We start from the raw sequence: 25,043 nt of genomic DNA on the forward strand, positions 1-25,043 counted from the left end.
ACGTCAGCGCGAGGCAAGCGACCTCAGCGCCATCGCCGGCGATTCTTCCGCGCGCGCCCGCGCCGCCAACGCGGCCGGGAGCGGCGAGGCGTCCAGCGCCAGCGCGAAGCGGCGGATGGCGATGTCGATCGCCACGCCATCCTCGGTCAGGGCATAGAAGACCTCGCGGCGGCCGGTGCTGGCCTGGGTGCGCGAGATCAGGCCGATGGCATGCAAGTCCTTCACCCGCACCGACAGCATGCGCGCGGAAGCACGGCCCGGCAGAACCCGTCGCAGGGCGGAGAAATGCAGCGGGCCGCCCGCGCCAAGCGCGTGGATCACATCGGCCGTCCAGCTCCGCGCGAGGAATCCCAGCACGCGATCCAGCGGGCAGCCCGCGGCCATGCTGCGCGCCATGTCAGGTCCATCCATCACGACCGGTGACCTCCTGGTAACGAATTGTGGGCGGCAGCGGGGCACCCCATTCTGCGCTCGACACCGGAGGGAGCATGCCTGTGCCCATCACCACTGCAAAGCCGTGCGCGACCGACCGCATGATGCGAGGGCAGAACTCAAACACTCAGCCACGCCGGGGGAACGCGCGCCGCCGGATGGCGAGGTGGCTCGCGCTGGCCGCGCTGCTGATCGCGGCGGCGGTTCCGGCGCATGCGCAGACCGCCCTGTCCGAAATGCCGACCGGCGAATACCGGATCGACCCCGCGCATGCCTCGGTGACCTGGCGCGTCAGCCATTTCGGGCTGTCCTTCTACACGGCGCGCTTTACGCGGATCGAGGCGACCCTGACCCTCGATCCCGCACGCCCCGCGGAGAGCCGGCTCACCGTCGCGATCGACCCCCTCTCGGTGCGGACGGATTTCCCCGGGCCGCCGGATTTCGACGCCGAGATCGCCCGCGGTGCCAATTTCCTCAACGCTGGGCAAAACCCGCGAATCGGCTTCGTCGCGACGCGCATCGAACCCACCGGCGACCGCAATGCGCGCATCCATGGCGACCTCACCTTGCTGGGCGTGACGCGGCCGCTGGTCATCGAGGCGCGCTTCAACGGCGCGCTGCGCGAACACCCGATCGAGCGCGTGCCGGCCTTGGGATTCTCCGGGCGCGCGGTGGTCGCGCGGTCGGCCTGGGGCTTCACCCACCTCGCCCCCGCGATCGGCGACGAGGTGGAGGTGCTGATCGAAGCGGAATTTCACCAGCGCGCGCGCCCGTGACCGCGGTGTCCGAGCCCTCATCGCCGGAGAAAAAACCATGACCACCAGCACCCGCCGTGGCACGGTCCAGGGCGCCGCGGCAATCGGCGTTTCTACCCTTCTCGGAGGCAGCGCCATGGCGCAGGCGGCGCCCGACATCATCCTGACCAATGGGCGCTTCACCACGCTCGACCGCGCCAATCCGAACCCTGAGGCGGTCGCCATCACCGCCGGCCGCTTCTCCGCGGTGGGCGAGGCCCGTGCCATCCTGCCCGGCGCGGGGCCGAACACGCAGGTGATCGACCTGCGCGGGCGGCGTGCCGTTCCCGGCCTGATCGACAGCCACATGCACATCATCCGCGGCGGGCTGAACTACACGATGGAGCTGCGCTGGGACGGCGTGCGCAGCCTGGCCGACGCGATGGCCATGCTGCGCCGCCAGGCGCAGGTCACCCCGCCGCCGCAATGGCTGCGCGTGGTGGGCGGCTTCACCGAGCACCAGTTCGCCGAGAAGCGCCTGCCCACCCTCGATGAGCTGAACGCGGCCGCACCCGATACGCCGGTCTTCATCCTGCACCTCTATGACCGCGCGCTGCTCAACCGCGCCGCGCTGCGCGCCGTTGGCTACACCAAGGACACGCCGAACCCGCCGGGCGGCGAGATCCAGCGCGATGCCGCGGGCGAGCCTACCGGGCTGCTGCTGGCCAAGCCCAACGCGCTGATCCTCTACGCCACGCTCGCGCGCGGTCCCGCGCTGCCGCCGGACCAGCAGCTGAACTCAACGCGCCATTTCATGCGCGAGCTGAACCGGCTCGGCGTGACCGGCGTGATCGACGCAGGCGGCGGCTTCCAAAACTACCCCGACGACTACGCCATCATCCAGAAGCTCGCGACCGATGGCGAGCTGACGATCCGCATCGCCTACAACCTGTTCACCCAGAAGGCCGGCGAGGAGCTCGAGGATTTCAGCCGCTGGGGCCGCGCGGTGCGCCCCGGCCAGGGCGACGACCTGTTCCGGCACAATGGCGCCGGCGAGATGCTGGTCTTCTCCGCCGCCGATTTCGAGGATTTTCGCGAGCCGCGCCCGGAGCTGCCGCAGAGCATGGAGGGCCAGCTCGAGGGGGTGATCCGCAGGCTGGTCGAGAACCGCTGGCCCTGGCGCCTGCACGCCACCTATGACGAGACCATCACCCGCGCGCTCGACGTGTTCGAGAAGGTCAATCGCGACCAGCCGATCGGTGACCTGCACTGGTTCTTCGACCATTGCGAGACGATTTCGGACCGCAACATCGACCGCATCGCAGCGCTCCGCGGCGGCATCGCCGTGCAGCACCGCATGATGTTCCAGGGCGAGTATTTCACCCAGCGCTACGGTGCCGCCGCCGCCGAGCGGACGCCGCCGATCCGCCGCATGCTCGAGGCCGGCGTGCCGGTCGGCGCGGGCACCGACGCGACGCGCGTCGCCTCCTACAACCCCTGGGTCAGCCTGGCCTGGCTGGTGACCGGGCAGACCTTGGGCGGCCTGCGCATCTACCCGCCGGCCAATCGCCTCGACCGCGAGGAGGCGCTGCGCCTCTGGACCCAGGCCAACACCTGGTTCTCGACTGAGCAGGGCAAGAAGGGCCAGATCATGGTCGGCCAGCTCGCCGATCTTGCGGTGCTCTCGGCGGATTACTTCGCGGTGCCGGAGGATGCCATCCAGGACATCGAGGCGGTGCTGACCCTGCTCGGCGGCCGGGTGGTGTTCGGGGCCGGGGATTTCGCGTCCCTCGCGCCGCCGGCGCCGCCGGTGCTGCCGGAATGGTCGCCCGTGCGGAATTTCGGCGGCTTCCAGCGCCGTGCGGAGGCGGGGCGGCCGCGGCTGATGGCCGAAGCGGTCGCCGCCTGCGGGTGCGGCACCGCCTGCGGGGTGCATGGGCATGACCACGCATCCGCCTGGGCGGCAACGGCACCGGCCGCGGATGCCGCGGGGTTCTGGGGCAGCTTCGGCTGCGCCTGCTGGGCGGTCTGAAGCCGCCCGGCTATCAATCGGCGCGGATGTTGTTCTCGCGCACCACGCGCGACCATTTCGCGATCTCCGCGTCGAGGAAGGTCTTGAGCCCCTCGGGGTCCGACAGCACCAGGCGCGCCTGCTGCGTCTGCTCCATCATCTGCCGCGCGCGCGCCTCGTTCAGCGTCTCGCGCAGCGCGGCGTTCATGCGCGCGACCATTTCGGCGGGCGTGCCGTGCGGGGCGAAGACGCCCCACCAGGCCTCGGCCGTCAGCCCGTCGAAGCCGGCTTCGAGCGCGGTCTGTGTCTCGGCGAGGCCGGGCAGGCGCGTGGGTCCGAACTGCGCGACGGCGCGCAGTGTGCCGCCGCTGACATGGGGGGCCACCAGCGCGGCGGAGCCGATCATCATCTCGATATGGCCGGCGACCGTGTCGTTCACCGCGAGGCCGCCGCCGCGATAAGGCAGGTGCGGCATGGACGTGCCGGTGCGCGACTGCAGCTGGATCATCGTCAGGTGGCCGATCGTGCCATTGCCGGTGCTGCCGTAGGAGACGCCGTCGCGCCTGGCGCGCGCCGCCGTCACCACATCGGCGAGCGACCGGTACGGCTTGTCGGTCTTGGTCGCGAGCACATAGGGCGCACCGCCGATCAGCATGACGGGGTCGAGGTCGCGAGTGAGGTCGAAGGGCAGGCTCGGCAGCAGCACCGGCATGACCGCGTGGCTGTCGAAGGTGAGCAGCCAGGTGGTGCCGTCGGGACGGGACTTCGCCACCGCGTCGGTGCCGATGGCGCCGGCCGCGCCGGAGCGGTTCTCCACGATCACAGGCTGTCCGAGCCGCTGCGTCAGCCCCGGCGAAACCAGCCGCGCCACCGCATCGGTGGACCCGCCGGCGGCGAAGGGCACGATGATGCGGATCGAGGCCGGCTGCGCGCGCAGGGCAGGGGCCGCGAGAACCGCGGCGCCGAGGCCGAGTGCGATGCGGCGGGGCAGGGGGTGGGTCATCGTGTGTCGCTCCCGTCGTTGCGTCCTGGGGCCGGTGGCCGAACGTCTCTGCGCGCCATCGTGACGACCTCCGACGAGGGAGGCAAATCGCACGTCAGCCGGGCAGGCGCGTGTAGGTCAGGTTGCGCGCCAGCCAACACCCGACCTGCACCGATTCCACCGCGCCGCGCCCGTCGCGCCGGAAGGCGAGCGTCCAGTCGCCGGGCGGCGTGTGGTCCAGCGCCCGCGGACAAGGCAGCAGCCAGACATCCCGCCCGATCGGTTCGAGCAGCTCCATCCGCCCCTCGCCGAGCATGCCGCAGAAGGCGGCGTAGATGGTGCCGCCGGCATCGGCGACGGTAAGCGTCGCGTCGAGTTCCGCGCAGTGGTAGCGGCCGCCCACATCGGCCCGCGCCTCACCCGCCAGCGGCACGAGGCGGCTGGCTTGGTTCTCCTGCGGGCGTGCCATGTGCAGGCCGTCCGCCGCATGGCGCAGCGTGGTGCGGCCATTGCTCGCGGAACCATCCTCGCGCAGCTCCAGCCGCTCGGCGCTGTGGCCGTAGCGCAGGCGCACCGCGCCATCGGGCAGCCGGTCGGTGCGCGCCGCGAGCCCCGTCTCGGCTTCGCGCCAGATGCCGAGCCAGATGGGGTCGGGCAGGCCGGCAGCATGCGCCGGACGCTCCTTGCCGAGCGCGGCGCCGAGCACGTCGAGGGCGGCGGCATGCGCATCGGCGAGGTGGTTGAACATCACCACCACGGAGAGGCGTTCCTTGGCCAGATAGAGCCTGTGGCTGCGCCAGCCGCGCAGCGCGCCACCATGGCCGGTCCAGGCCTCGCCGAAGTCGGATCCGCGCGCCAGGCCGAAGCCGTAGAGTGCCGGGCTGCCGTCGGCGAAGGCGACGGGTCGGGCCATGCGGCTGTACAGCGCTTCGGGGTCGTCGCGAGAGGCGTCGACGGATTGTTCCCAGGCGATCATGTCGTCGAGGCTGGCGCCGAGCCCGGCATCGCCGGTCCAGAGGATGCGGTTCTCGGCGGCGCGGAAGCCCCGCTCCTGCGAGCCTTCATAGCCCTCGGTGCCGTCAGGCATGGCGCGGGTATCCTCGGCCACGAAGGCGGTGTGCATGCCCGCGGGCTCGAAGATGCGGGTGCGGAGAAGCTCGCCAAAACTGCGGCCGGTGCGGGCCTCGAGGATGTCCGACAGGATGCGGAAATTCTGGTTCACGTAGGAATACCGCGTGCCGGGGGCGAAGTGCAGGCTTCGCGTGGCGCCGATCAGGCGCTGCGCTTCCGTCGCCCCGAACGGCGCCTCCACCGGCGATCCGTGCAGCATGGCCACCGCCCAGTAGTCGCGCAGGCCCGACTGGTTATGCGCGAGGTGCAGCGCGCCGGGCACGGCCTGGTCCAGCAGCGGCAGGCGCTGGCGCACATCGGCGTCGAGCACGGTCGGATCAGGAAAGGAGTCGAGCAGCAGCGCGCAGGTAAACTGCTTGGTGATGGAGCACATGCGGAACAGGCTGCGCGGCGTGAACGGGATGCGCCGCTCCGCATTCGCCCAGCCCCAGCTGTGCCGGGCGACCACCTCGCCGCGCCGCAGCACGGCGACGGCACCGCCCGGCCCGGGATACTCGCGCGGCAGGGACGCGATGCGGCGATGGACACGGGCGTAGGAGATGATGGCCATGGAACGGTTTTCGCCGTCCGCGCAGTTCGTTGCAAGACAGAACCGTATCGGGCGGCTAGCGGCGCAGCTCCGGCAGCGGCGGCGCGACGCCCTCGGGCAGGCCGACGCGGGCGGTGTTCAGCGTCATCGCGACCGTCACGTAGTAGCCACTGACCGCGATGAGGTCGATCACGCCGCGTTCACCGAAGCGCGCCTTGGCCGCCTCGAAGGTCGCGTCCGAGACGAAGCGGTTGCGGTGCAGCTCGGTGCAGAATTCCCACACGATGCGCGTGTCTTCGTCCATCCCCTCCGGCCGTCGGCCCTGGGCGAGGTCCGCGGCCACCGAGGCCGGCAGCCCGGCGGCCATCGCCAGCCGGTGATGCGCGAACCATTCATATTGCGAGGACCATTCGCGCGCGGTGATGAGGATGGCGAACTCATTGAGCGCGGCCGGGATGGAGGTGCGGAAGCGCAGCTGGGCGCCGAGCTGCTGCAGCAGGTCGCCCGTCGCGGGGCTGCGAAGCCAGGGGTTGAACGGACCGCCGATGGCATTGTCGCGCCCCGGCACGGCAGCCCGTGGCCCGCCCTGGATGGCGGCGGCGAGCGCGCGCTGCTCGGGTGTCATCTGCTCCGGCGCGATGGGCGGGAAGCGGTTCTGGGCCAGTGCCGGCATCGCCCAGGCGAGGCCGAGCACGCAGGTGAGCAACAGGGTACGCATGATCGACCTCCCCAGGAATTCTTGTTGCGAGGAAGCGTGCACGCCGCCCGGGGGCGGCGCAAGCCAGCGCCATTGACGTCGCGCGGGATCGCGCGATTTGCTGACAAGTCGCGCATCCGTCGCAATTGCCCGGTCGTATAGGGCAGCAAGGAGACCCCCCGCATGACCGTGTCCCGCCGATCGCTGCTTCTCGCCGCACCCGCGCTGTCGCTCGCAGCGGGCAGCGCGCGGGCACAATCCGGGACGCGCCTGCGCTTCGCCGTGGGCCCGTTCCAACCGACCGCGGGCGATACGCGGCGCGCCTATGAGCCATTCTTCGCGCACCTCGCCCGCGCGGCCGGACGGCCCTACGAACTGACCGTCACGACGGATTGGGCGGGCATCGCGGTCGCGCTCGCGAACGACCAGGTGGACTGCGCCTGGATGGGACCTTGGGGCTATGTGCTCGCCAAGGACCGCGCGGGGGCCGAGGCCATCGCGGTGGTGAAGTACAACGACCTGCCGACCTACCAGGCCATCATCCTCGCGCGTCCGGAACTCGCCATCGCGCGCTTCCCCGAGGATGCGCGGGGCATGTCGATCTCCTTCGCCGATGCCGGATCGACCTCGGGCTGGCTGATCCCGCATTACTGGTTCCGTACTCAGGGGATCGATGTGCGCAGCTTCTTCCGCTATCGCGACGGCGCCTCGCACCCCGCCAATGTCACCGCGGTGGCCAACGGGCAGGTCGACCTCGCGACCGACTACGATCGCAACCTCGCGGCGATGATCGCGGCGAACCGGGTGCGGGAGGAGCAGGTCAAGATCGTCTGGCGCTCGGAGCCCCTGCCCAACGACGCCCTGGCCGTGCGGCGCGAGCTCGACCCGGCGCTCAAGGCCGTGCTGCGCGACGCGGCGCTGACGATCGACCCGCCCACCGCGGCGCAGGTGATGCCCACGAACTACACCGGCTGGAACGGCGCGACACCCGACAGCTACGCGCTGATCGAGGCCGCTGGCCGCGCGCTTGGTCGCATCGGCGGCGGTTGATGCGTCGCGGCGTCTGGATCGCCCTGTTCATCGCGGTCCAGGCCGGGTGCATCGCGATCGTCGAGCCCGATCTCGGCCGGCTCTGGGCGGGGCTGCCGCGCCTGGCGCGCTGGCTGTCCACCGCCTTCCCGCCGGATTTCTCGGGTTTTTCCGACATCGCGCGTCGCGCGGGTGAGACGCTGGCGATAGCGACGCTGGGCACCACAATCGCGGCGGCGATCGCGCTGCCGCTCGCGGTCTTCGCGGCACGGCCGGTCGCGCCGGTGCCCTTCCTGTACCACCCGATCCGCACGCTGCTCGACGCGCTGCGCGGCGTCGACGGCTTCGTCTTCGCGCTGATCTTCGTCGCGGCCGTGGGCCTGGGTCCCTTCGCGGGGATGATCGGCGTGGCGCTGCACTCGGCTGGCTCCATCGCCAAGCTGTGGTCGGAGGCGCTGGAATCGGCCGATCCGGCGCCGTTGGAGGCCGCGTTGGTCGCCGGCGGCTCGCGCGCACAGGCGGCCGCGGTCGTGCTGCTGCCCGAGACGCTGCCGGTCACCGCATCGGCGGTGCTCTATGTGTGGGAGGCGAATATCCGCACCTCGACCGTACTCGGCATCGTGGGCGCGGGCGGGCTGGGGCAGGAGTTGAAGAACGCCGTCGACCTGCTCGATTTCAGCCGGGTGCTCGCGATCCTCATCGTGATCGTCGCGCTGGTGACGATGGTGGACCGCACCTCCGCCCTGTTGCGGAGGCGGCTGCTGTGAAGCATGCGAGGCTCGCCGCGGACCGGCCCTGGCACGGTCTCGCGATTTCGCCCATGGATGCCTGGAGCAAGGGGCCGGACATGGGCTGCAGGATCGAGAATCTGTCGGTCGCGCGGGGTGGGCGCGCGGTGCTGGCGCATGTCGACCTGGTGCTCGTGCCGGGCGAGGTCGCGGTGCTGGAAGGTCCATCAGGCAGCGGCAAGACCACGCTCATCCGCGCCATCGCGCGGCTGATCCCGAGCACGGGGAGCATCGCGACCGGCGGTGCGAAGCCGTCGCTCATCTTCCAGCACCATGCGCTCGCGGGACGACTGTCGGTGGAGGCGAATACGCTGGTGGGCGCGCTGGGGCGGGTGGGGTTCCTGCGCAGCGCGTTCGGGTTCTGGCCGGCGGAAGAGCGCGCGCTCGCGCGTCGGCACCTGGCCGCCGTCGGGCTTGGGGGGCTCGAGGAGCGGCGCGCCGACCAGCTCTCGGGCGGGCAGCGCCAGCGCGTGGCGATCGCGCGCGCCCTGATGCAGCGCGCGCCGCTGATGCTGGCCGACGAGCCGGTCGCCAATCTGGATCCGGAGAATGCCGAGGCGATCCTGGTCCTGCTGCGCGACCTGGCGCGGCGCGAGGGCATCGCCATCCTGGTGAGCCTGCATCAGCCCGGGCTTGCCGAGCGCTTCGCCGACCGCCGCCTGACCATCGTGGATGGCCGGCTGGTCGAGCCATGAGCGTGGATGCGGCGTTCCTGGTCTTCGGCGGCCCGTATTCGAACCTGCAGGCGCTGGATGCGCTGCTCGCCGAGGGCGAGCGGCTGGGCATTCCACCCCAGCGCATGATCTGCACCGGCGACGTCGTCGCGTATGGCGCCGACCCGGTCTGCGTGACGGAGCGGATGATGGGTGCCGGCATTCCGACCATCATGGGCAATTGCGAGGAGAACCTTGCCGCCGGAGCCGATGATTGCGGCTGCGGCTTTGCGGAGGGAACGACCTGCGACCTGTTGGCCCGCGGCTGGTATGCGCATGCGAACCGGCATCTCGGCTCGCGGCACCGGAGCTGGATGGCGGGATTGCCGCGGCGGCTGGTGTTGGAGATCGGGGGCAGGCGGCTCGCGGTGGTGCATGGCGGGGCGATGAGCATCAACCGCTTCCTGTTCGCCTCGGATGCAGCCGGGGTCTTTGCCGATGAGATCGCCGCGACGGGCTGCCATGGGGTGATCGCCGGACATTGCGGGTTGCCGTTCACGCGCGTCGTGGGCGATGCGCTTTGGCACAATGCGGGCGCAATCGGAATGCCGGCGAATGATGGAACGCCGCGCGTGTGGTTTTCGCTTTTGACCCCGGTGGATGGCGGCCTGCGGATCGAGCGCCGCGCGCTGTCATACGACCATGGCTCGGCCGCCGCCGCGATGCGCGCCGCGGGCCTCGCTGAAGGCTACGCCTCGGCCCTGGAGACCGGCCTATGGCCATCCCTCGACGTGTTGCCCGCGCCTGAGCGCGAAGCCACCGGAACCGCGCTGAATGTCGCGCCGGTCACCTGGTCCATCCCCGGTCGCCAAAAATAAAAGAAGAGGGTCCGGGAGAATTCTTTCTCCCGGCCTTTCTCCTTCACCGCGAGCAAGCCCCCCCACCCAGCACGCAGAATGTCGCGCAATGCGGATGGTTCAGCGCCACGGCTTTCGATGCCTCCGCCAGCGTCGCCCCCAATTCGAACTGGGGATCGTAGGGCAGCAGCGTGCAGGCCACGAGGGCCGGCTTCTCCGCCCCGCGACGCTTCACCAGCATGCGCGAGGAGGCGCACATCATGGCGTCGGGCGATTTGCCGAGGATGCGCCAGCAGGCGGTGGTGATTTCCGGCACGTCGGCGGTCGCGTCCATTTCCGGGAAGAGCATGAGCGCGATGGGGTCATCGACGTCGATCGGGATGCCGTGCTGCTCGAACAGCCGGCGGTAGCCCGCGCGCATCGTGGCCTCGCCGGCGTCGCCGAAGCCGGCGCGGCCGGCGACGTGGGTGGTGACGCCGTTACGCGCGAGCCAGACGAGCCCATCGAGGGCCTGGGCGAAACTGCCTTCGCCGCGCTCGGCGTCATGCGCCGCGGCCTCGTGATGGTCGAGGCTGACGCGCAGGGTCAGTGCCGCGCCGAATTCGGCGGCGAGGGCGAGGATGGCGGCGGCGTGGTTGCGCATCGGCTTCATGGCGTTGGTCAGCACCATGGCCTGGAGGCCGCGGCCGAGGACGTCGCGCAGCATCGCGGGCAGGTCGCGGTTGAGGAAGGGCTCGCCGCCGGTGAAGCCGACTTCGCGCAGCGGGGCGCCGAGCTGGGCGGCCTCGTCGAGGCGCTCGGCGACTTCGGCGGCGGTGAGATAGACCAGGCGGTCGTTGCGCGGGCTGCTCTCGATGTAGCAGTTGACGCAGGTGATGTTGCACAGCGTGCCGGTGTTCACCCACAGCGTGTTGAGGCCGGTGAGAGCGACGGTCGCCCGGGTTTCGCCCTTCGCCGTCACCACCGGGTCCTGGAACTTTTCCGGGGCGAGGGGGCGGGCGCGGTGCAGCAGCTCGGTCGGGGTCATGGGATGTCCATCTGGTGAGTCATCAGGTGCCGCCAAGCAGGCCCCGGCGCAAGGCCGCGTTTGGTGCCCGCGGACCGATCCAGGAGGCGAGCAGGGTCTGTGCGGCGAGCGCGTCGTCGATGCGGGCCGCGGGTCGGCCTGGGCCGGTGAGTTCCGCGGTGCGGCCGAGGAAGAGCATCGATTCTTCCTCGCCGTCGCGGATCGGGCGCAGCCAGGCGCGGAAGGCGGCCGGCATCGGGCAGCCGCAGAGGCTGGTGAAGCTCTGCTCCCATGCCGTGGTCACCTGGTCGAGCGGCAGGTCGCGCAGGTAGCGGCAGCGGATCAGCCGCGGCTCGGCGCTGGCGAGGATGGCGTCCGGGTCGCTGGTCGGTGCGGCGAGATAGAGGGCGACGCGATAGACAGGGAACAGCATGTAGCGCGCCGTCGCCATGCCCTGACGCTGGAGCGTTCGGCCGGCGGCGATGGTGGTCTCGGGGAAGGCGTCCTGGGCATGGGCCGCGCTCGGTGCCAGCAGCAGCGCGGGCAGGGTGCGCCGGGCGAGAGGCGTCATGTGCGGCGCGCCACGAACACGGCGAGCGTCAGCAGGATGAGATCCTCGATCGGGGTCGCCCAGGTGAGCGGGCGGCCCAGGAAAACGCCGAAGCATCCGCAATTCTCCAGCGGGATTCCGCGGATCAGTGTGGCGGTGAGCACCAGGGCGTTGGCAGCGGAGACCGCTCCGGCGGCGATGGCGCCGCCATGACGCCAGCGCGGCTGCGCAAGACCGACCGCGATGCCGAGCTCGACCACGACGATCAGCGCCGCGATGGGCAGCAACGGCGCGCGCGGGAACAGCCGGTATTCGTCCAGCACCGCGGCGAACCCCGCCACGTCGAGCGCCTTGCCGAGCCCGGTCGCGAGGAAGACGAGCGCCAGGATCCAGGCGACGAGGCGCGTCGCCGGGACAGGCCAAGCGATGCGATCAGCCTGCCGCACGGCCCGCAGCGGGCTGACGGTTGATCGACCAGTCATAGTCGAAGAAGCGCAGCGTCCAGTCGGCCGGGATCGGCGCCTCCCGCCAGCGATTGATGTAGGCGATGACGGTGGGCGCCTTGGCTGGGACGAAGTCGCCGCCGAAGAAGTCGAAGATCTGCGACACGCGCACGGTGCGCGCCGCGGGGTCGGGGCGGACCTGGTAGGGGCTGGAGCAGAATTCGCGCGCGGCGCTGGCCAGCGAGGCGTCCATCGTCGCGGCACGGAAGGCGGTGCGCGGCAGGCGCGGGCAGCCGCGCACCATGCAGTTCAGCACGAAGTGCACCCGCTCCTCGCCCATGCGGCGAACCACGTCGTCCTCGAAGGCCTTCAGCGAGGTGTTGCGCCCGGCGATGCGGATGGCGGTGTTGGCGAAGAAGGAGTAGCGGCCGACCAGCCCGAGGCTGTCGGGCACGCCACGCTGGACGATGCCGCGCATCGCCAACGCGTTGTAGGCGTTGATGTGCCAGGCGAGCGCAGCGGGCTCACCGTAGGGGCCCGAACTGCCGATCGCCTCGGCGATGGTGTCGAGCGGGCCCGGGTTGGCGACGAGGCCGGCGAAGTCGATGCGGCCCTGCGCGTCGACATGCCGCTGCAGCACCGCGTCCCAGGCGGCATACCAGGCGGGGTCGGCCGCCTGCGCGTGTGCAGCGCGCGCGAGCAGCGGCAGGCCGGCGGCGGCGAGCAGGAGATTGCGGCGCGGCAGCATCGGGTCGTTTCTCACCGGCTGGCTCCGTGATTGATCTCGAGGCGACGGCGGCCGCGCGCGGTCTTCTTCGTCAGGGTCGGGGCCGAGGTTTCCTCGGCCTTGTCCCGCAGGCCGCCGCTCAGCGGATCCCACCATTGCGCCGCCTCGCCGGCACCGACCCGCAGCGGCTGCAGGATGAAGCTGTCGCGTTTGGCATTGTGCAGGCACATCGAGATCGGGCCTTCGGCGGTCTGCACCATGAAGACGCAGGCGCCGATGCGCTGGCGGCAGAGATTCTCCGCATCCATGAAATTGTGCAGGAAGAAGGTGAGCTTGTTGGCCCGCCCGCCGGCGCGCCACAGGTCGCCCGACATCCCCAACAGCTTGCGCGCCGCCCAGGGCAGGGTGCGGGCCAGGGCGCGGGGACGGGCAAGGTAGCGGCCGATCAGCGTCGCGACCGTCTTTGCGCGGTGCCGCCGGTCGAACTTCGCGTCGTGCATGACCTCGAAGGCGGTTGCCAGGACCTTCGGGTCATCCATCAGATCGTGCACATGGCCATCGGCGACGACGGTGAGCGCGTAGCGGTTGCACTCGTCATGCCCGGCGATCGGGGTGTCGAAGTTGATGGGCGCGCGGGCACCGGCGCGGAGCTGGCCGGCGACGGTGTCGATGGTGATCGGCTGCTGGCGCGCGCGCACCGTGCCGCGGCCGGTATCAGCTTGCAGCTGGAAGCTCGCGAGGCGCACCACATCCGCATGCTGGACGAAGAATTCCGCCACACCGGGGATCTGCGCGAAATTGCCGTCATAGACGGTGGTGTTGAAGAACACGGAGATCGGCAGGCCGCGCGCCCGGTCGATGTATTCGCGCCGGACCGCGTTGAGCGAGGCCTCGTCCGGATAGCCCTTGCGCTCCTGCGTCATGTCGACGTGGAAGGCGACGTCGACCAGGCCGTTCGCGGCAAGCTCCTCCAACATGTCGCGCGTCGCACGGATGCCGTTGGTGAACAGGCTCGGCGAAAGCCCGGCCGCGCGCGCGTAGCGCACGATCGCGACGAGTTCCGCCCGGTCGCGCAGGGTGGGGTCGCCGCCGGTGATCTGGATATCGGTGTCCGGGCCGTAATGCGCGCGGATCGCGTCGATGCGGCGGAACACCTCCTCGAGCGGGATGTCCTTCACCGCCTCGGAATGGTCGGAGAGGTAGCACAGCGTGCAGTCGAGGTTGCAGCGCTGGGTGATTTCAAGCGCGACGCAGCCTATGCCCCAGCGCCGGCCCATGTTCTGGCGGTCATGCCACTGGCCGGTCGCCTCCATCCGGGCGCGGGCGTCGGCGATGCGATCGGCGCCGGGGGCGGGCAGGGGCTCGGGCCGGGCGGCGGCAATCTCGGCGGTGGTCATGCTGCCCGGCAGGATGGTGGCCTTGGGCCGTCCGCTGCATCCGTTCGTCATTGGCGGCCCCCGATCGCTGTTCCGGCCCTGTCTACGTGTGGCGAGGCGTGGCGGATGCAGGCGACCTTGCTGCGCACATGGGCGTGAGGGTTGTGCCGGCGTGCCGGCGAAGAGGGCCTCGCCGTTGGAGCAGTGGGGAAACGCCGACCTCGGCCGCTTCATCAAAATGAAATATGATTGTCACGGGGTGGCAATGCCCACCGCGTAGCTCCACCGCCGCACCATCCACCGGGAGAGTACCGCCATGCTTCGTCGTTCCCTCGGCCAGGCCGCCGTCGCCGCCGCCCTCGCCACCCCCGCGCTTGCGCAGGGCGGCCCGATCGAGATCCAGTTCTGGCATGGGCTCGCCCAGCCGCTCGGCGGCATCCTCGAAGGCTTTGCGGAGGAGTACAACCGCAGCCAGACGCGCTACCGCATCGTCAGCAGCTTCCGCGGCTCCTACCCCGAGACGATGGTCGCGGCGATCGCCGCCTTCCGCGCCGGCACCGCGCCGCACATCGTGCAGATGTTCGAGGTCGGCACCGGCACGATGATGGCTGCCGGCCGCGCCATCAAGCCGCTGCACGAACTGCTCGCCGAGACACAGGTGCGCATCGACTTCGCCGACTACCTGCCCGCCGTGCGCGGCTACTACTCGCTCGCCGATGGACGGATGATGGCGATGCCGTTCAACTCCTCCACGGCGATCATGTTCTACAACAAGGACGCGTTTCGTCGTGCCGGCCTCAACCCCGACCAGGCGCCGGAGACCTGGCCCGCGCTGCGCGAGGCGGCGACCAAGCTGAAGGCCGCCGGCATCGACCTGCCGTTCAGCACCGCCTGGCCGACCTGGTGCCAGGTGGAGCAGCTTCTCGCCATCCACAACACCCCGCTCGCCACGCTGGAGAACGGCTTCGGCGGCCTCGGCACCGAGCTGCAGGTCAACAATCCGCTGCAGCTCCGCCACCTGGAGACGCTGATCGCGATGGGCCGCGAGGGCACCTTCCGCTGGGGCGGGCGCGACGGTGCGGGCGATGCGCTGTTCGCCAACGGCACCGCGGCGATGATCCATGCGAGCTCCGGCGCGCGCGCCCGCTTCGTGCGCGAAGTGCCCGGCGGGATCGCGAATATCGGCGCCGCGATGCTGCCCTACTACCCCGATGTGAACGGCGCGCCGATCAACTCCATCATCGGCGGCGCCGCCTTCTGGGCGCTGAACCGCGGCCCGAACGCGGTGCGTTCGGTCGAGGAAAATCGCGGCATCGCGGAATTCTTTGCCCATCTCGCGCAGACCCCCGTGGCCGCGCGGTGGCACACCGAGACTGGCTTCCTGCCGGTGACCCAGGCCGCCTTCGCGCAGGTGCGCGGCAGCGGCTTCTACGAGCAAAACCCCGGCGCGGACATCCCGATCACCCAGCTGCTGCGCGGCGGCGGACAGATGACGGGGAACAGCCGCGGCATCCGCCTTGGCGGTTTCGTCGAGATCCGCACCATCATGCAGGAGGAGATCGAGCGGGCGCTGCAGGGCCAGCAGGGCGCGCGCGCCGCACTCGATGCCTCCGTGACGCGGGGCAACGTCGTGCTGCGCAATTTCGAGCGCACCAACCGCGGCTGAACGGCCCAGCGCTCGCCGGGCGGCGCGTCCCGCCCGGGATCAGCCCTGCCGGCGCGGGGTCTGGTCCACCGGGCCACGCCGGCCGGTCTCGGGGTCGTCATTGTTCAGCGGCACGTCGCCGCCGGTGGCGGCGCGGGACAGATGATCGCGCGGCTCATCCGGCGGCAGCCCGTCCGTATCGGGGCGCCAGTCCTCGTCGCCGGAGCGCTCGTCGCGCGGCGTGCTATCGACCGAGGCATGCCGCGAAAGGATCGTCTCCGCCTCCGAGGCGCGCGCCGCCTCGGTGCGCACGGTGATGAGGGAGGCGCCGCGCTCCACCCCTTCGGCATAGAGCGCGGCATCGCTCTCCACGATGCCGGTCTGCACCAGCGCGCCCACCAGGCCACCGGCCAACGCCAGGGTTCCAGCACCCGCCAAGGTGGTCACGAGCCAGCCCGCGGCGACCAGCGGACCGATGCCCGGAATGGCGATCGTCCCCAAGGCCGCGAGCAGCCCCGCCGCTCCCCCCGCCACGGCGCCGATCGAGGCACCCGTGGCCGCCGCGTCGGGTGCAACCTCGGTGTTGTCGTGCCGATCCGCCGCGATGGTCCCGGTGGTGTTCGTGCCGCGGATGATGCTGAGTTCGGTCTCGTCGAATCCGGCCGCCTCCAGGTCGCGGATGGCGGCCTCGGCATCGGCGACGGTGTTGAACATTCGTGCGATCGTACGTGTCGGCATGGTGCTGCGCCTTTTGTGAATGATGGGTGACCTGGGCGGGTCGATTACGGGCGCGTGCCGCCGCGCGCCGGGCTCTCGGCCGGCGACGGAGCCTCGGGCGCACGCGCCGCGGCGCCCACGAAGACATCGCCGCGAAAATCCATGGCGACGTCGTCGGTCGTTCCGTTGCGCATGGCGCGGCCGCGCCAGACGCCGTCCTGGCCGAGGCTCAGGCCGGTGATCATGGCGAACCCCGCATCGATGAGGCGCGACCTAGCCTGGCGCTCCGTGAAGCTGTTCGCCCCGGCGAGCGGCGCCGGGTCACGCGGCGGTTGCGGCGCCTGCGCGAAGACGCCGCCGCCAAGCGCGACGATCGTGATCCCTGCCAGCGCAAAAGCACCGATGCCTGACCGCATAATACTGGCCTCCCCGTGCTTGAGAAATGGCTTCTGCGGAGAACGCCGCGCAGATCGGATCGTTCCCGCCGCGGGGCGCGAGACTGCGTGAGCGGCCGCAAGCGCGCGACGCAATCATCTCATCGTGAGCACGCGACGGAACAGATCTGCGAGCAGCGGAAATGGCGTTGGAATTCGGCCGCGCAGATGCGGTTGCGCGCCTCGCAACGGGTCCACTTGCTGGAACTTTCCCCAGGCGCCTCCGTTAAGCGGCTGCGGGGACGGGTTCTCCGCCAACGCCATCGCGGAAGGAACATTCCATGTCCTCACGTCACAAATTCGCTCTGGGCGCTGCTCTCGCGGCGGGCCTCAGCCTCTTCACCGGCGCGGCGGCCCAGGCGCAGAGCGAATCGCCCACCGTCCGCGTCGGGTCGCTGCGCTGCGACGTCGCCGCCGGGACCAGCTTCGTGTTCGGCTCCACCCGCACCATCGCCTGCGTCTTCTCGCCCACCAGCGGCCGCAGCGAGCGCTACACCGGCGACATCAGCCGCTACGGCGTTGATGTCGGCTTCGTCGGCTCGGCGGTGATCCTGTGGGGCGTGCTCGCCCCCTCCTCGGACGTCCGCCCGGGCCTGCTGGCCGGAACCTACCTGGGCGCTGCTGCTGGTGCGACGGCCGGCGTCGGCGTCGGCGCCAACGTCCTGCTCGGCGGCGGCAATCGTTCGATCGCGCTGCAGCCGATCAGCATCGAGGGAAACACCGGCCTGAACCTCGCGCTCGGCGTCGGCGAACTGACCCTCGTCGCGGCAAACTGAGGCGACGGCGGCGTCGCGCCGGTCTCTATCCGGCGGCCGTCAGTGGAAAGGTGATGGTGCAGACGAGGCCATCACCTTCCCACAGCTTGTTCACCTGACCCTGCAGCTGCCCCTCGATCAGCATGGTGATGAGGTGGGACCCAAAGCCCCGGCGCGGCGGCGTACCCGCCAGCGCCGGGCCACCGCGTTCCGTCCATAGCAGATGAACCGTAGGGCCCTCCACGCGCCACTCGATCGACAGGCGCCCCGTCGCGACCGACAGGGCGCCGTATTTCGCCGCGTTGGTGGCGAGCTCGTGCAGCGCCATCGACAGCGGCTGCGCCGAATCGACCCCGATCGTGACCGGCGGGCCGTCGAGCGTGATGGATGCGGCCTGCCCGGCCTCCGCCAGCTCGAAATGCCCCACCTCGCTCTCGACGATGTCGCGCAGGCCGGCACCGCGCCAGCGCCCCTGGCCGAGCAAGCCCATGGTGCGGCTTAGCGCCCGCACCCGCCCATCCATCACCTCGACGAGGTTTTCCGCACTGGTCGCCTTGGTCATGCGCAACAGGCTCGAGACCACCATCAGGGCGTTCTTGGCGCGGTGCTCGACCTCATGCGCCATGATGGTGGTCAGCTCGTCGCTGCGCTTGCGCTCGGTGATGTCGTAGGCGACGCCGATGATGCGCGCCGGCGCCAGGGGATCGGCCGCGAGCAAGGTCGCTCGAACGGCCACCCAGATGATCTCCCGCGGCGCGTCGCAGGCGCGCCGGCACAATCGCAATTCCGCACGCAGGCGCGCGCCCTGCCTCGTGTCCTCCATGAGGGATCGCAGGGCGGGGCGATCCTCGGCGATGACGCCGTCGAGGATGTCCTCCATGCCGGGGGCCGGGCTCGCCTGGCCGAACCCCCACAGCTCCAGCATCTTGCGCGAGCAGCGCAGCTGGCGCGTCGCGGGCACCCATTCCCATGTGCCGATGCCGACCGCCTCCTGCGCGAGGCGAAGGCGCGCATCGCTGTCGGCCAGCGCCAGCTCGGTGTTGCGCAGCTGCGTGACGTCCAGGTGCGCACCACGCAGCAGGGTCGCCAGGCCGGCTTCGTCGCGCTCGATCCGCCCGCGCGCCATGATCCAGCGCACCTCGCCGGCGGGCGTCACGATGCGGTAGGTCTGCGCGTAATCCTGCTTCTGCGGATCGGCGAGCGCGCCGAGGATGTGCGCCTCGGCGGCGTCGCGATCGTCGGGGTGCAGCCGGCGCACCCAGTCCTCGTGGCGTTCCTGGGTTTCGAGGGCCGGCATGCCATGCACGCTCATGTACTCGGCCGAGCGGATATTGGCGCCGCTGCGCGGATCGAATTCGAAGGTGCCGATCATGCCGATCTCCTCGGCCCGGCGCAGCCGGTCGGCGCCGCGCGCCACATCGCCTTCGAGACCCTGGTTCGCCGAGGCAAGGCGCAGCTGGTCGCGCCGGACCTGCAGGCTCAGCAGCAGCAGCATCAGCGCCGCGGGCAGCGCGAACGCGACATGCCCCACCAGGCTGGCGCGCCAGGCTTCGACGATCTGCGCGCGCGGCCGCAGCGCGAGCGCGTGGATGCGGAGGTGCTCGACCGGCCGCACCGCCGCGAGCGCGCTTCCCTCGACCCAGGTGTCCGGGATGGTTTCGAACACCGGCGGCCCGCGCCCGGCGACCGCGGCGCGGTAGGGTCCATTGATCGGAGCCGGCGCGAGCGGGCCGGCTTGTGGGGTGGACATCGCCAGCGCCGCGCCGCTGTCCTGCACCAGCGCCATCGCGTCGTTCGGGCTGACAAGTAGGCGTCGCAGACCTTCGCCGACGTCGTTGGACCGGATGGTGACCAGCGTCACACCGTCGAATCCGCCTTCCGGCGTGGCGGGATCGCCGCCGGCGTGGCGCTGCCGCGCCACGGAGAACACGAGCGCGCCGCCCGCCTCCGGCAGCATCGCCTCGGTGATGTGGACGCCGGGCGGCGCCACGCCGCGCAGAGCGTTGACGTATCCGCGCTCCCGATGCGCCGCCTCGCGGCGGACCGGGAAGCGGTCGCTGCTCACCAGTTCGAACCCGTCGCGGTCGAGCACGAGCGCCGCCTCGGCGTGGGGGATGTCGCGGAGCACGCGCTGCAGTTCGAGATGAAGGCCGTGTTCCTCCGCGCGGATCTCCGCGTCGGACAGGCCGGCGAGGCGGTCGTTCAGGCGGCCGACGGCAACGCCGTAGCTTTCGAGCGCGCGGGCACCGTATTCCGCGCCGGCCTCGGCGGAGCGCCGCATGGCGGTGGCGGCCTCGCTCCAGGCACTCTGCCAATTGAGCCAGGCCGCGCCCGCGACCATGGCGAGGGGAACGAGGATCGCGACGATCGGCAAGGCGCGCGCCAGGCGCGACAGCCGCCGATGCACGCCGAACGCGCCGTCAGCATCACGCGTGAGGCTGAACAAGCGCGCACATCCCTTACCCGGCGCGGCGCTCGTGCTCAACGCGACCCCTCCTGCTGCTTGCACCTGCATACGTCGTTACCGGATGGGTTTTCAACGTTGGGGCGTTTTTCCCAATGCAGCAACGATTTAGGGCGGGGGCAACTGTCGAACGATGGCCGGCGGCGCTGAAGCGCTCACCTCTTGGCCGGTTTTGCCGGACGTGTCGCCGTCTCGATGGCGGCGCGCAGCGGCGTCGCGGCCGCCTCGAAGCCGGTCCAGGGATCGGCCGCCGCGGGCTTGCCGATCAGCGCGTCGATGCGCCACCCGGCGGGGTCGAGCGTCGGCTTGACCGCCGACCAGGCGATCGGCCGCGCGATCGGCGCCCCGGCCCGGGCGCGCGGCGACCAGGAGGCGATGGCCGTCGAGAGCCGGTCGTTGCGCAGGTAGTCGAGGAAGATCCGCCCGGTGCGCGCGCTCTTGGCCATGGTGGTCGTGTAGCGGCCGGGCGCGTCCTTCTCCATCATCCCGCAGACCAGCCGCGCGAATTGCTTGGTGGCCGCCCAGTCGGGCACCTTGCCGCCGGTGTCGAGCGGGACGACGACGTGCAACCCCTTGCCGCCGGTGACGCGTGCGAAGGAGGTAAGGCCGAGCGCCTTCAGTCGGTCGCGCAGCTCCAGCGCGCCCGCAGCCACCGCCGCGAAGCCGAGCCCCTCGGCGGGGTCGAGGTCGAAGACCAGCCGCTCCGGCACATCCGGCCGGTCGGCGCGCGCGCCCCAGGGGTGCAGCTCCACGGCCGAGACCTGCGCCAGCGCCATCAGCCCGGCGACGTCGTCGATGCGCATGTAGGGCCTGGCCTGGCCCGCCACCTCCACCGCGCCGATCAGCGGCGACTGGCCGCGCATGGCGTGTCGCTGGAAGAACACCTCGCCGCCGATGCCGTCCGGCGCCCGCAGGATCGACAGCGGCCGGCCCGCGATATGGTCCAGGATGCGGTCCGCGCAGCGCTCGAAATAGGCGGCGAGGTCGCCCTTCGTCAGCGCGCGATGCCCCTCCGTCTCCGGCCAGATGATGCGTTCGGGATGGGTGAGCCTCGCGCCCGTGGGTCCCGTCTTGGCCGGCCTTGGGGCCTTTGGTGCTGCAGCAGGCTTTTCCGCGGGGGGATCCTCGCGCAGGGGCTGGTCGTCGGCCACCACCTCCTCCGCCGGCTTGTCCTCGCGCAGGCCGATGAAGCTTGCGTGGCGCAGGATGCCCGCATCGGTCCAGCCGCCATAGGCGATCTCGACCACGAGCTCGGGCTCGACCCAGGTGACGTCGCTGGTGCGCTCGGGCTGGCGGCCGGCAAACGGGGTGGCCTTGCGCTGCAGCGGCTTCATCCGTGCGAGCAGCATCTCCGCCGTCCGCCCGGAATAGCCGGTGCCGACGCGGCCGAGATAGGCGAGCCCCTCGGCGCGGCGCGCCCCCACCAGCAGGGCGCCGAGCCCCTTGCCGGCCTTGTCGCGCGACCAGCCGCCGACGATGAATTCCTCCCGCCCGCGGCACTTCGCCTTCGTCCAGCTGTCGTTCCTGCCCGAGGCGTACGGCGCGTCGCCGCGCTTGGACACGATACCCTCCATCGACAGGCGGCAGGCGGAGGCCAGCACCGCCTCGCCGGGGGCGGTGAAGTGGTCGAGGTAGCGCAGCGATTTCGGGGCGCCGCGCAGCAGCTCCGCGAGGCGCGCCTTGCGGTCCAGCAGCGGATCGCCGCGGTAATCGCGGGTGCCGTCGTGCAGCAGGTCGAACAGGTAGAAGACGTAGTCCGGCTTCGTGTCGCCGGAGAGCATGGCCTGAAGCAGCGAAAAGCTTGGCTGGCCCTGATCGTCGAGCGCGACGACCTCGCCGTCCAGCAGGCAGTTCGGCAGTGCGGCGGCGGTCTTGGCGAGATTGGCGAAGCGGTGCGTCCAGTCCAGGCCGGTGCGGGTGCGCAGCGCGGCGCGGCCGCCGGCGACGCGGAGCTGCACACGGTAGCCGTCGAGTTTCAGCTCGTGCAGCCAGGTCTCGCCGCGCGGCGGGCTCGCCACCAGGCGGCAGAGCTGCGGCGGTACGAAATCGGGCATCGCCGCGGGGTCGGCCTTGGCGGCGGGTGCCGCCTTCCGCGCTTTCGGTGCGGCGGCTTTCTCGACGGCGGGCTTGGCGTTGGCGGGCATCGCTTCCGGCGGCTTCGGCTTGGCCCTGGCGGCGCGGCCCTCGGGCTTGCCGCCTTCAATCTCCGCCATGGTCCGGCCGCTCGCGACCGAGGTCTCCGCCTTCAGCACCGCGTCGCCCTCGCCGGGCGTCGCCATGCTGTCGCGTTCCTTGATGAGCAGCCAGTTGTGGCGTTCGGGCGGCTCGCCCGCGCGCGGCTTGAGCCGCACGAGCACGAAGCCACCCTTGAGCCGCTCGCCGGACAGGACGAACTTTATCTCGCCGCGCGCGAGGTCGGCGTCGACCGCGTCGGGATGCAGCGGCGCCCAGGCGCCACGATCCCAGATCTGCACCGTGCCGGCGCCGTAGCCCGGCTTCGGGATCGTGCCCTCGAAGCTGCCATAGTCGAGCGGGTGGTCCTCGACCTCCACCGCCAGGCGCTTGTCGCCGGGGTCGAGCGAGGGTCCCCGCGTCACCGCCCAGGATTTCAGCACCCCGCCCCATTCGAGCCGCAGGTCGTAGTGCAGACGCGTCGCGGCGTGGCGATGGACGATGAACTGCAGCGTGGCAGCGGGCTTGGCGGCCTTCCCTCGCGGCTCGGGCGTGCGCGCGAAATCCCGCTTGGCGTGATACGGCGCGAGCGGATCGGAGCGGGTCGCCATTGACTATCCGGTTGCGCGCTTGCGCGGCTTGGGCGCGGGCTTGGCCGCCGTCTTCGCCGTCGGCTTGGGGCTGGGCTTGGCCTTGGGCTTTTCCGCGGCGGCTTTCGCAGTCGGCTTCGCGGATTTCTGCGCGGCAGGCCGGCGCTGCGTCTCGGCGCTCCCGCCTTCGAGGCTGCGGCGCAGCGCCTCCATCAGGTCGATGACATTGTCGTCGCGCGGGGGTGGCGCGGTCACCCCGCCGCCGCCGCCATCCTGCTTGCTCTGGATCAGCTCGCGCAGGGCCTCCTCGTAGCGGTCGGTGAAGGCGGTGGGATCGAAGGGGCCGGCCTGCTGCGCGATGATGCGCTCGGCGATGTCGACCATACCCGCATTGGTCTTGGCCTCCGGCACCGCGTCGAACAACGCCTTCTCGGAGCGGACCTCGTCATGGCTGCGCAGCGTCGTCACCAGCATGCCCTTGCCGCGCGGCTCGATCGCCACGATGCGCTCGCGCGTGCCGAGCACCACGCGGGCGAGCGCGATCTTGCTGGCATGTGCCATCGCCTCGCGGATGACGGTGAAGGCATCGATGCCGGCCTTGCCGTCAGGCACCAGGTAGTAGGGGTCGTTCCACCAAATGCGGTCGATCGCGGCGGCGTCGACGAAGTGCTCGATGTCGATGGTGCGCGTACTTTCGAGGCGAACGGATTTGATTTCCTCGTCGGTGAGCAGGATGTATTGGTCCTTCTCGTATTCGTAGCCGCGGACGAGTTCCTTGCGCTCCACCTCGCCGCTTTCCGGGTCAATCGTCTGGGTGCGGATGCGGTTGCCCGTCGCGGGGTTGATCAGGTGGAAGCGGATCTGCTCCGAGCCGCTGATCGCGGGGTAGAGGGACACTGGGCATGCCACCAGCGACAGCCGCAAATGACCTTCCCATGTCGGACGCTGCGCCATCGATCGATCTCCGTCTTCGTACCGCAACGTGCCGTCGCGGGGAGGGTTTCACCACTGCGCGATCAAGCCCGAACCGCGGTGGGCCACTCCGCAGGCGGTCTGAAACCACGGTCGGGAACAAAGCGTTCGACCCTGATCGCTCACAGGGATGTCGCCGCCATGGTTCGCATGACCAACCGCTTCTCTGCACGGGCCAGCGCGGCTCGGGGCGCCTGAGGTCCGGCCATGGACGGTAGCGCCGCGATGACGGAAACACGGAGCTCCGGGGGTGCGAACGCCGTGGCGGCGGCGATCGCCATTCCAGCCAAGGACGAGGCGGCGCTGCTGCCGCGCTGCCTCGAGGCGTTGGCGCGGCAGGCGAAGGCGCCGCCCTTCGCGGTGCTGGTCCTTGCGAACAACTGCTCGGATGAGACCGCCTCGCTGGCGCGTTCGTTGGGGCCAGGCCTGCCCTACGCGCTGCATGTCCGCGAAGTCAGCCTGCCGCCCGGCGAGCAGACGGCGGGCCATGCGCGCCGCCGCGCCGTCGATGCCGTGTTCGAGGTCGTGTCCAACCCGGATTGCGTCCTGCTCAGCACCGATGCCGATGGCGAGCCCGAGCAGGACTGGGTCGCAAACACGCTCGGGCATATCGCGGCCGGCGCCGATGCGGTGGCCGGTCGCGCCATCATACGCCCGCAGGAGGCGCAGGCGTTGCCCGACGGCGTGCGCGAGCGCTCGCGCGAGGAAGCGCTGCTGGCGCGGATGCTGGACCGTATCGCGAGCCTGATCGACCCGGTCCCATGGGATCCCTGGCCGCGGCATTCGGGCCATTGGGGCGCCAACTTCGCCGTCACCGCCGGCGCCTATGCGCGCAGCGGCGGCATTCCCACCGTGCCGCTCGCCGAGGATCGCGCCTTCTTCGCCGCCCTCGAACGCCATGATGCGCGCATCCGCCACGCGGAGGATTCGCGCGTGGTGGTCTCGGCACGGCTGCAGGGGCGCGCGCCCGGCGGCATGGCGGATGTGCTGCGGCGACGCGGCGAGGTCGAGGATCCGCTCTGCGATGCGATCTTGGAGCCGCTCGGCCATGCGCTCCGCCGCTACCGGCTGCGCCGCGCGCTGCGTCACCAGCGCGATGGTTTCGACACGCCGCGCAACCGCTCGCGCCTGGCACTCGACGCCGTTTCGATGCGCTGGGCGCTGGACGCGACGAGCTTCGGCGAGAGCTGGGCGCGGCTGGTCGAGGTCAGCCCCAGCCTGGTCGAGCGCCGCCTGCCCTCGAGCCGCCTGCAGCCCGGGATCAACGGTGCGCGCCGCATCCTCGCGCGCCTGGCGCCGGGCGAGATGCCGGTGACGGGCCCCAGCGAGGATACGCTGGTCTAGGCGGA

The 25,043-nt window shown here is 70.9% G+C and carries 23 protein-coding genes; 9 read left to right on the forward strand and 14 right to left on the reverse strand.

The features are described 5' to 3' along the window. Window positions 1-3: 3 nt before the first annotated feature. The gene (locus GXW79_RS17190; RefSeq protein ID WP_211875674.1) at window positions 4-396 is read right to left on the reverse strand and encodes a winged helix-turn-helix transcriptional regulator; all 393 of its coding nucleotides are present in this window, start codon (window positions 394-396) and stop codon (window positions 4-6) included. A gap of 194 nt (window positions 397-590) precedes the next feature. Between GXW79_RS17190 and GXW79_RS17195 the strand changes: the two genes are divergently transcribed. Both GXW79_RS17195 and GXW79_RS17200 read left to right on the forward strand, forming a co-directional pair. Continuing rightward, the gene (locus GXW79_RS17195; RefSeq protein ID WP_211875675.1) at window positions 591-1,208 is read left to right on the forward strand and encodes a YceI family protein; all 618 of its coding nucleotides are present in this window, start codon (window positions 591-593) and stop codon (window positions 1,206-1,208) included. Between the two features lie 37 nt (window positions 1,209-1,245). After that, window positions 1,246-3,198, forward strand: a complete 1,953-nt coding sequence (locus GXW79_RS17200) for an amidohydrolase (protein WP_211875676.1) — start codon at window positions 1,246-1,248, stop codon at window positions 3,196-3,198. 13 nt (window positions 3,199-3,211) lie between these two features. Here GXW79_RS17200 and GXW79_RS17205 read toward each other — a convergent pair whose 3' ends face one another. From GXW79_RS17205 to GXW79_RS17215, 3 genes are all read right to left on the reverse strand, one after another. Beyond that, window positions 3,212-4,180, reverse strand: coding sequence for a Bug family tripartite tricarboxylate transporter substrate binding protein (locus tag GXW79_RS17205; protein ID WP_211875677.1), 969 nt, complete (start codon window positions 4,178-4,180; stop codon window positions 3,212-3,214). Between the two features lie 94 nt (window positions 4,181-4,274). Next, window positions 4,275-5,840 carry a D-aminopeptidase gene (locus tag GXW79_RS17210; RefSeq protein ID WP_211875678.1) on the reverse strand — a complete coding sequence of 522 codons (1,566 nt, stop codon included), beginning with the start codon at window positions 5,838-5,840 and terminating at the stop codon, window positions 4,275-4,277. A 55-nt stretch (window positions 5,841-5,895) separates the two neighbouring features. Then, complete coding sequence (locus GXW79_RS17215; protein WP_211875680.1) at window positions 5,896-6,537, reverse strand: carboxymuconolactone decarboxylase family protein; 642 nt, start codon at window positions 6,535-6,537, stop codon at window positions 5,896-5,898. A gap of 162 nt (window positions 6,538-6,699) precedes the next feature. On the opposite strand from GXW79_RS17215, the gene GXW79_RS17220 reads away from it, so the two are divergent. Genes GXW79_RS17220 through GXW79_RS17235 form a run of 4 tightly spaced genes read left to right on the forward strand, consistent with a single transcriptional unit; the run spans window position 6,700 to window position 9,864 of the window. Further along, window positions 6,700-7,566 (forward strand): phosphate/phosphite/phosphonate ABC transporter substrate-binding protein, encoded by an 867-nt coding sequence (locus GXW79_RS17220; protein WP_211875681.1) that lies wholly within the window; start codon window positions 6,700-6,702, stop codon window positions 7,564-7,566. Next, window positions 7,566-8,312 (forward strand): phosphonate ABC transporter, permease protein PhnE, encoded by a 747-nt coding sequence (gene phnE, locus GXW79_RS17225; protein WP_211875682.1) that lies wholly within the window; start codon window positions 7,566-7,568, stop codon window positions 8,310-8,312. The genes GXW79_RS17220 and phnE overlap by 1 nt, the downstream gene beginning before the upstream one ends. Window positions 8,313-8,365: 53 nt before the next feature. Further along, window positions 8,366-9,028: a phosphonate ABC transporter ATP-binding protein gene (locus GXW79_RS17230; RefSeq protein ID WP_211875683.1), complete on the forward strand. Its 663-nt coding sequence runs from the start codon at window positions 8,366-8,368 to the stop codon at window positions 9,026-9,028. After that, complete coding sequence (locus GXW79_RS17235; protein ID WP_211875684.1) at window positions 9,025-9,864, forward strand: metallophosphoesterase family protein; 840 nt, start codon at window positions 9,025-9,027, stop codon at window positions 9,862-9,864. Before GXW79_RS17230 ends, GXW79_RS17235 begins: the two co-directional genes overlap by 4 nt. A gap of 43 nt (window positions 9,865-9,907) precedes the next feature. Here GXW79_RS17235 and GXW79_RS17240 read toward each other — a convergent pair whose 3' ends face one another. Genes GXW79_RS17240 through GXW79_RS17260 form a run of 5 tightly spaced genes read right to left on the reverse strand, consistent with a single transcriptional unit; the run spans window position 9,908 to window position 14,017 of the window. Beyond that, window positions 9,908-10,870 (reverse strand): radical SAM protein, encoded by a 963-nt coding sequence (locus tag GXW79_RS17240; protein WP_211875685.1) that lies wholly within the window; start codon window positions 10,868-10,870, stop codon window positions 9,908-9,910. A 22-nt stretch (window positions 10,871-10,892) separates the two neighbouring features. Next, window positions 10,893-11,420, reverse strand: a complete 528-nt coding sequence (locus GXW79_RS17245; RefSeq protein ID WP_211875686.1) for a chalcone isomerase family protein — start codon at window positions 11,418-11,420, stop codon at window positions 10,893-10,895. Beyond that, window positions 11,417-11,845, reverse strand: a complete 429-nt coding sequence (locus tag GXW79_RS17250) for a MauE/DoxX family redox-associated membrane protein (RefSeq protein WP_211875687.1) — start codon at window positions 11,843-11,845, stop codon at window positions 11,417-11,419. Before GXW79_RS17250 ends, GXW79_RS17245 begins: the two co-directional genes overlap by 4 nt. After that, window positions 11,832-12,605: a DUF547 domain-containing protein gene (locus tag GXW79_RS21705; protein ID WP_211875688.1), complete on the reverse strand. Its 774-nt coding sequence runs from the start codon at window positions 12,603-12,605 to the stop codon at window positions 11,832-11,834. Before GXW79_RS21705 ends, GXW79_RS17250 begins: the two co-directional genes overlap by 14 nt. After that, window positions 12,602-14,017 (reverse strand): radical SAM protein, encoded by a 1,416-nt coding sequence (locus GXW79_RS17260; RefSeq protein WP_211875689.1) that lies wholly within the window; start codon window positions 14,015-14,017, stop codon window positions 12,602-12,604. Before GXW79_RS17260 ends, GXW79_RS21705 begins: the two co-directional genes overlap by 4 nt. Before the next feature lie 244 nt (window positions 14,018-14,261). Between GXW79_RS17260 and ugpB the strand changes: the two genes are divergently transcribed. Then, window positions 14,262-15,611: a sn-glycerol-3-phosphate ABC transporter substrate-binding protein UgpB gene (gene ugpB / locus GXW79_RS17265; RefSeq protein ID WP_211875690.1), complete on the forward strand. Its 1,350-nt coding sequence runs from the start codon at window positions 14,262-14,264 to the stop codon at window positions 15,609-15,611. 39 nt (window positions 15,612-15,650) lie between these two features. Here the strand turns inward: ugpB and GXW79_RS17270 are convergent, their stop codons facing one another. Both GXW79_RS17270 and GXW79_RS17275 read right to left on the reverse strand, forming a co-directional pair. Next, the gene (locus tag GXW79_RS17270; RefSeq protein ID WP_211875691.1) at window positions 15,651-16,328 is read right to left on the reverse strand and encodes a hypothetical protein; all 678 of its coding nucleotides are present in this window, start codon (window positions 16,326-16,328) and stop codon (window positions 15,651-15,653) included. A 44-nt stretch (window positions 16,329-16,372) separates the two neighbouring features. Then, window positions 16,373-16,723, reverse strand: coding sequence for a hypothetical protein (locus GXW79_RS17275; RefSeq protein ID WP_211875692.1), 351 nt, complete (start codon window positions 16,721-16,723; stop codon window positions 16,373-16,375). A gap of 299 nt (window positions 16,724-17,022) precedes the next feature. On the opposite strand from GXW79_RS17275, the gene GXW79_RS17280 reads away from it, so the two are divergent. Beyond that, window positions 17,023-17,517: a DUF992 domain-containing protein gene (locus tag GXW79_RS17280; RefSeq protein WP_211875693.1), complete on the forward strand. Its 495-nt coding sequence runs from the start codon at window positions 17,023-17,025 to the stop codon at window positions 17,515-17,517. A 25-nt stretch (window positions 17,518-17,542) separates the two neighbouring features. On the opposite strand, the gene GXW79_RS17285 is transcribed toward GXW79_RS17280, so the two are convergent. The 3 genes from GXW79_RS17285 to ku form a co-directional block, all read right to left on the reverse strand. Further along, complete coding sequence (locus tag GXW79_RS17285; protein WP_211875694.1) at window positions 17,543-19,942, reverse strand: PAS domain-containing protein; 2,400 nt, start codon at window positions 19,940-19,942, stop codon at window positions 17,543-17,545. Window positions 19,943-20,115: 173 nt separating this feature from the next. Then, window positions 20,116-22,743: a DNA ligase D gene (ligD, locus tag GXW79_RS17290; protein ID WP_211875695.1), complete on the reverse strand. Its 2,628-nt coding sequence runs from the start codon at window positions 22,741-22,743 to the stop codon at window positions 20,116-20,118. A gap of 3 nt (window positions 22,744-22,746) precedes the next feature. After that, window positions 22,747-23,676 (reverse strand): non-homologous end joining protein Ku, encoded by a 930-nt coding sequence (ku, locus tag GXW79_RS17295; protein WP_211875696.1) that lies wholly within the window; start codon window positions 23,674-23,676, stop codon window positions 22,747-22,749. Window positions 23,677-23,919: 243 nt separating this feature from the next. On the opposite strand from ku, the gene GXW79_RS17300 reads away from it, so the two are divergent. Next, entirely contained in the window at window positions 23,920-25,038 is a 1,119-nt protein-coding gene (locus GXW79_RS17300; protein WP_211875697.1) for a glycosyltransferase, read from the forward strand. Window positions 25,039-25,043 lie beyond the last annotated feature (5 nt).

It is taken from the genome of Plastoroseomonas arctica (assembly GCF_018128965.1).
GTDB classification, from domain to species: domain Bacteria; phylum Pseudomonadota; class Alphaproteobacteria; order Acetobacterales; family Acetobacteraceae; genus Plastoroseomonas; species Plastoroseomonas arctica.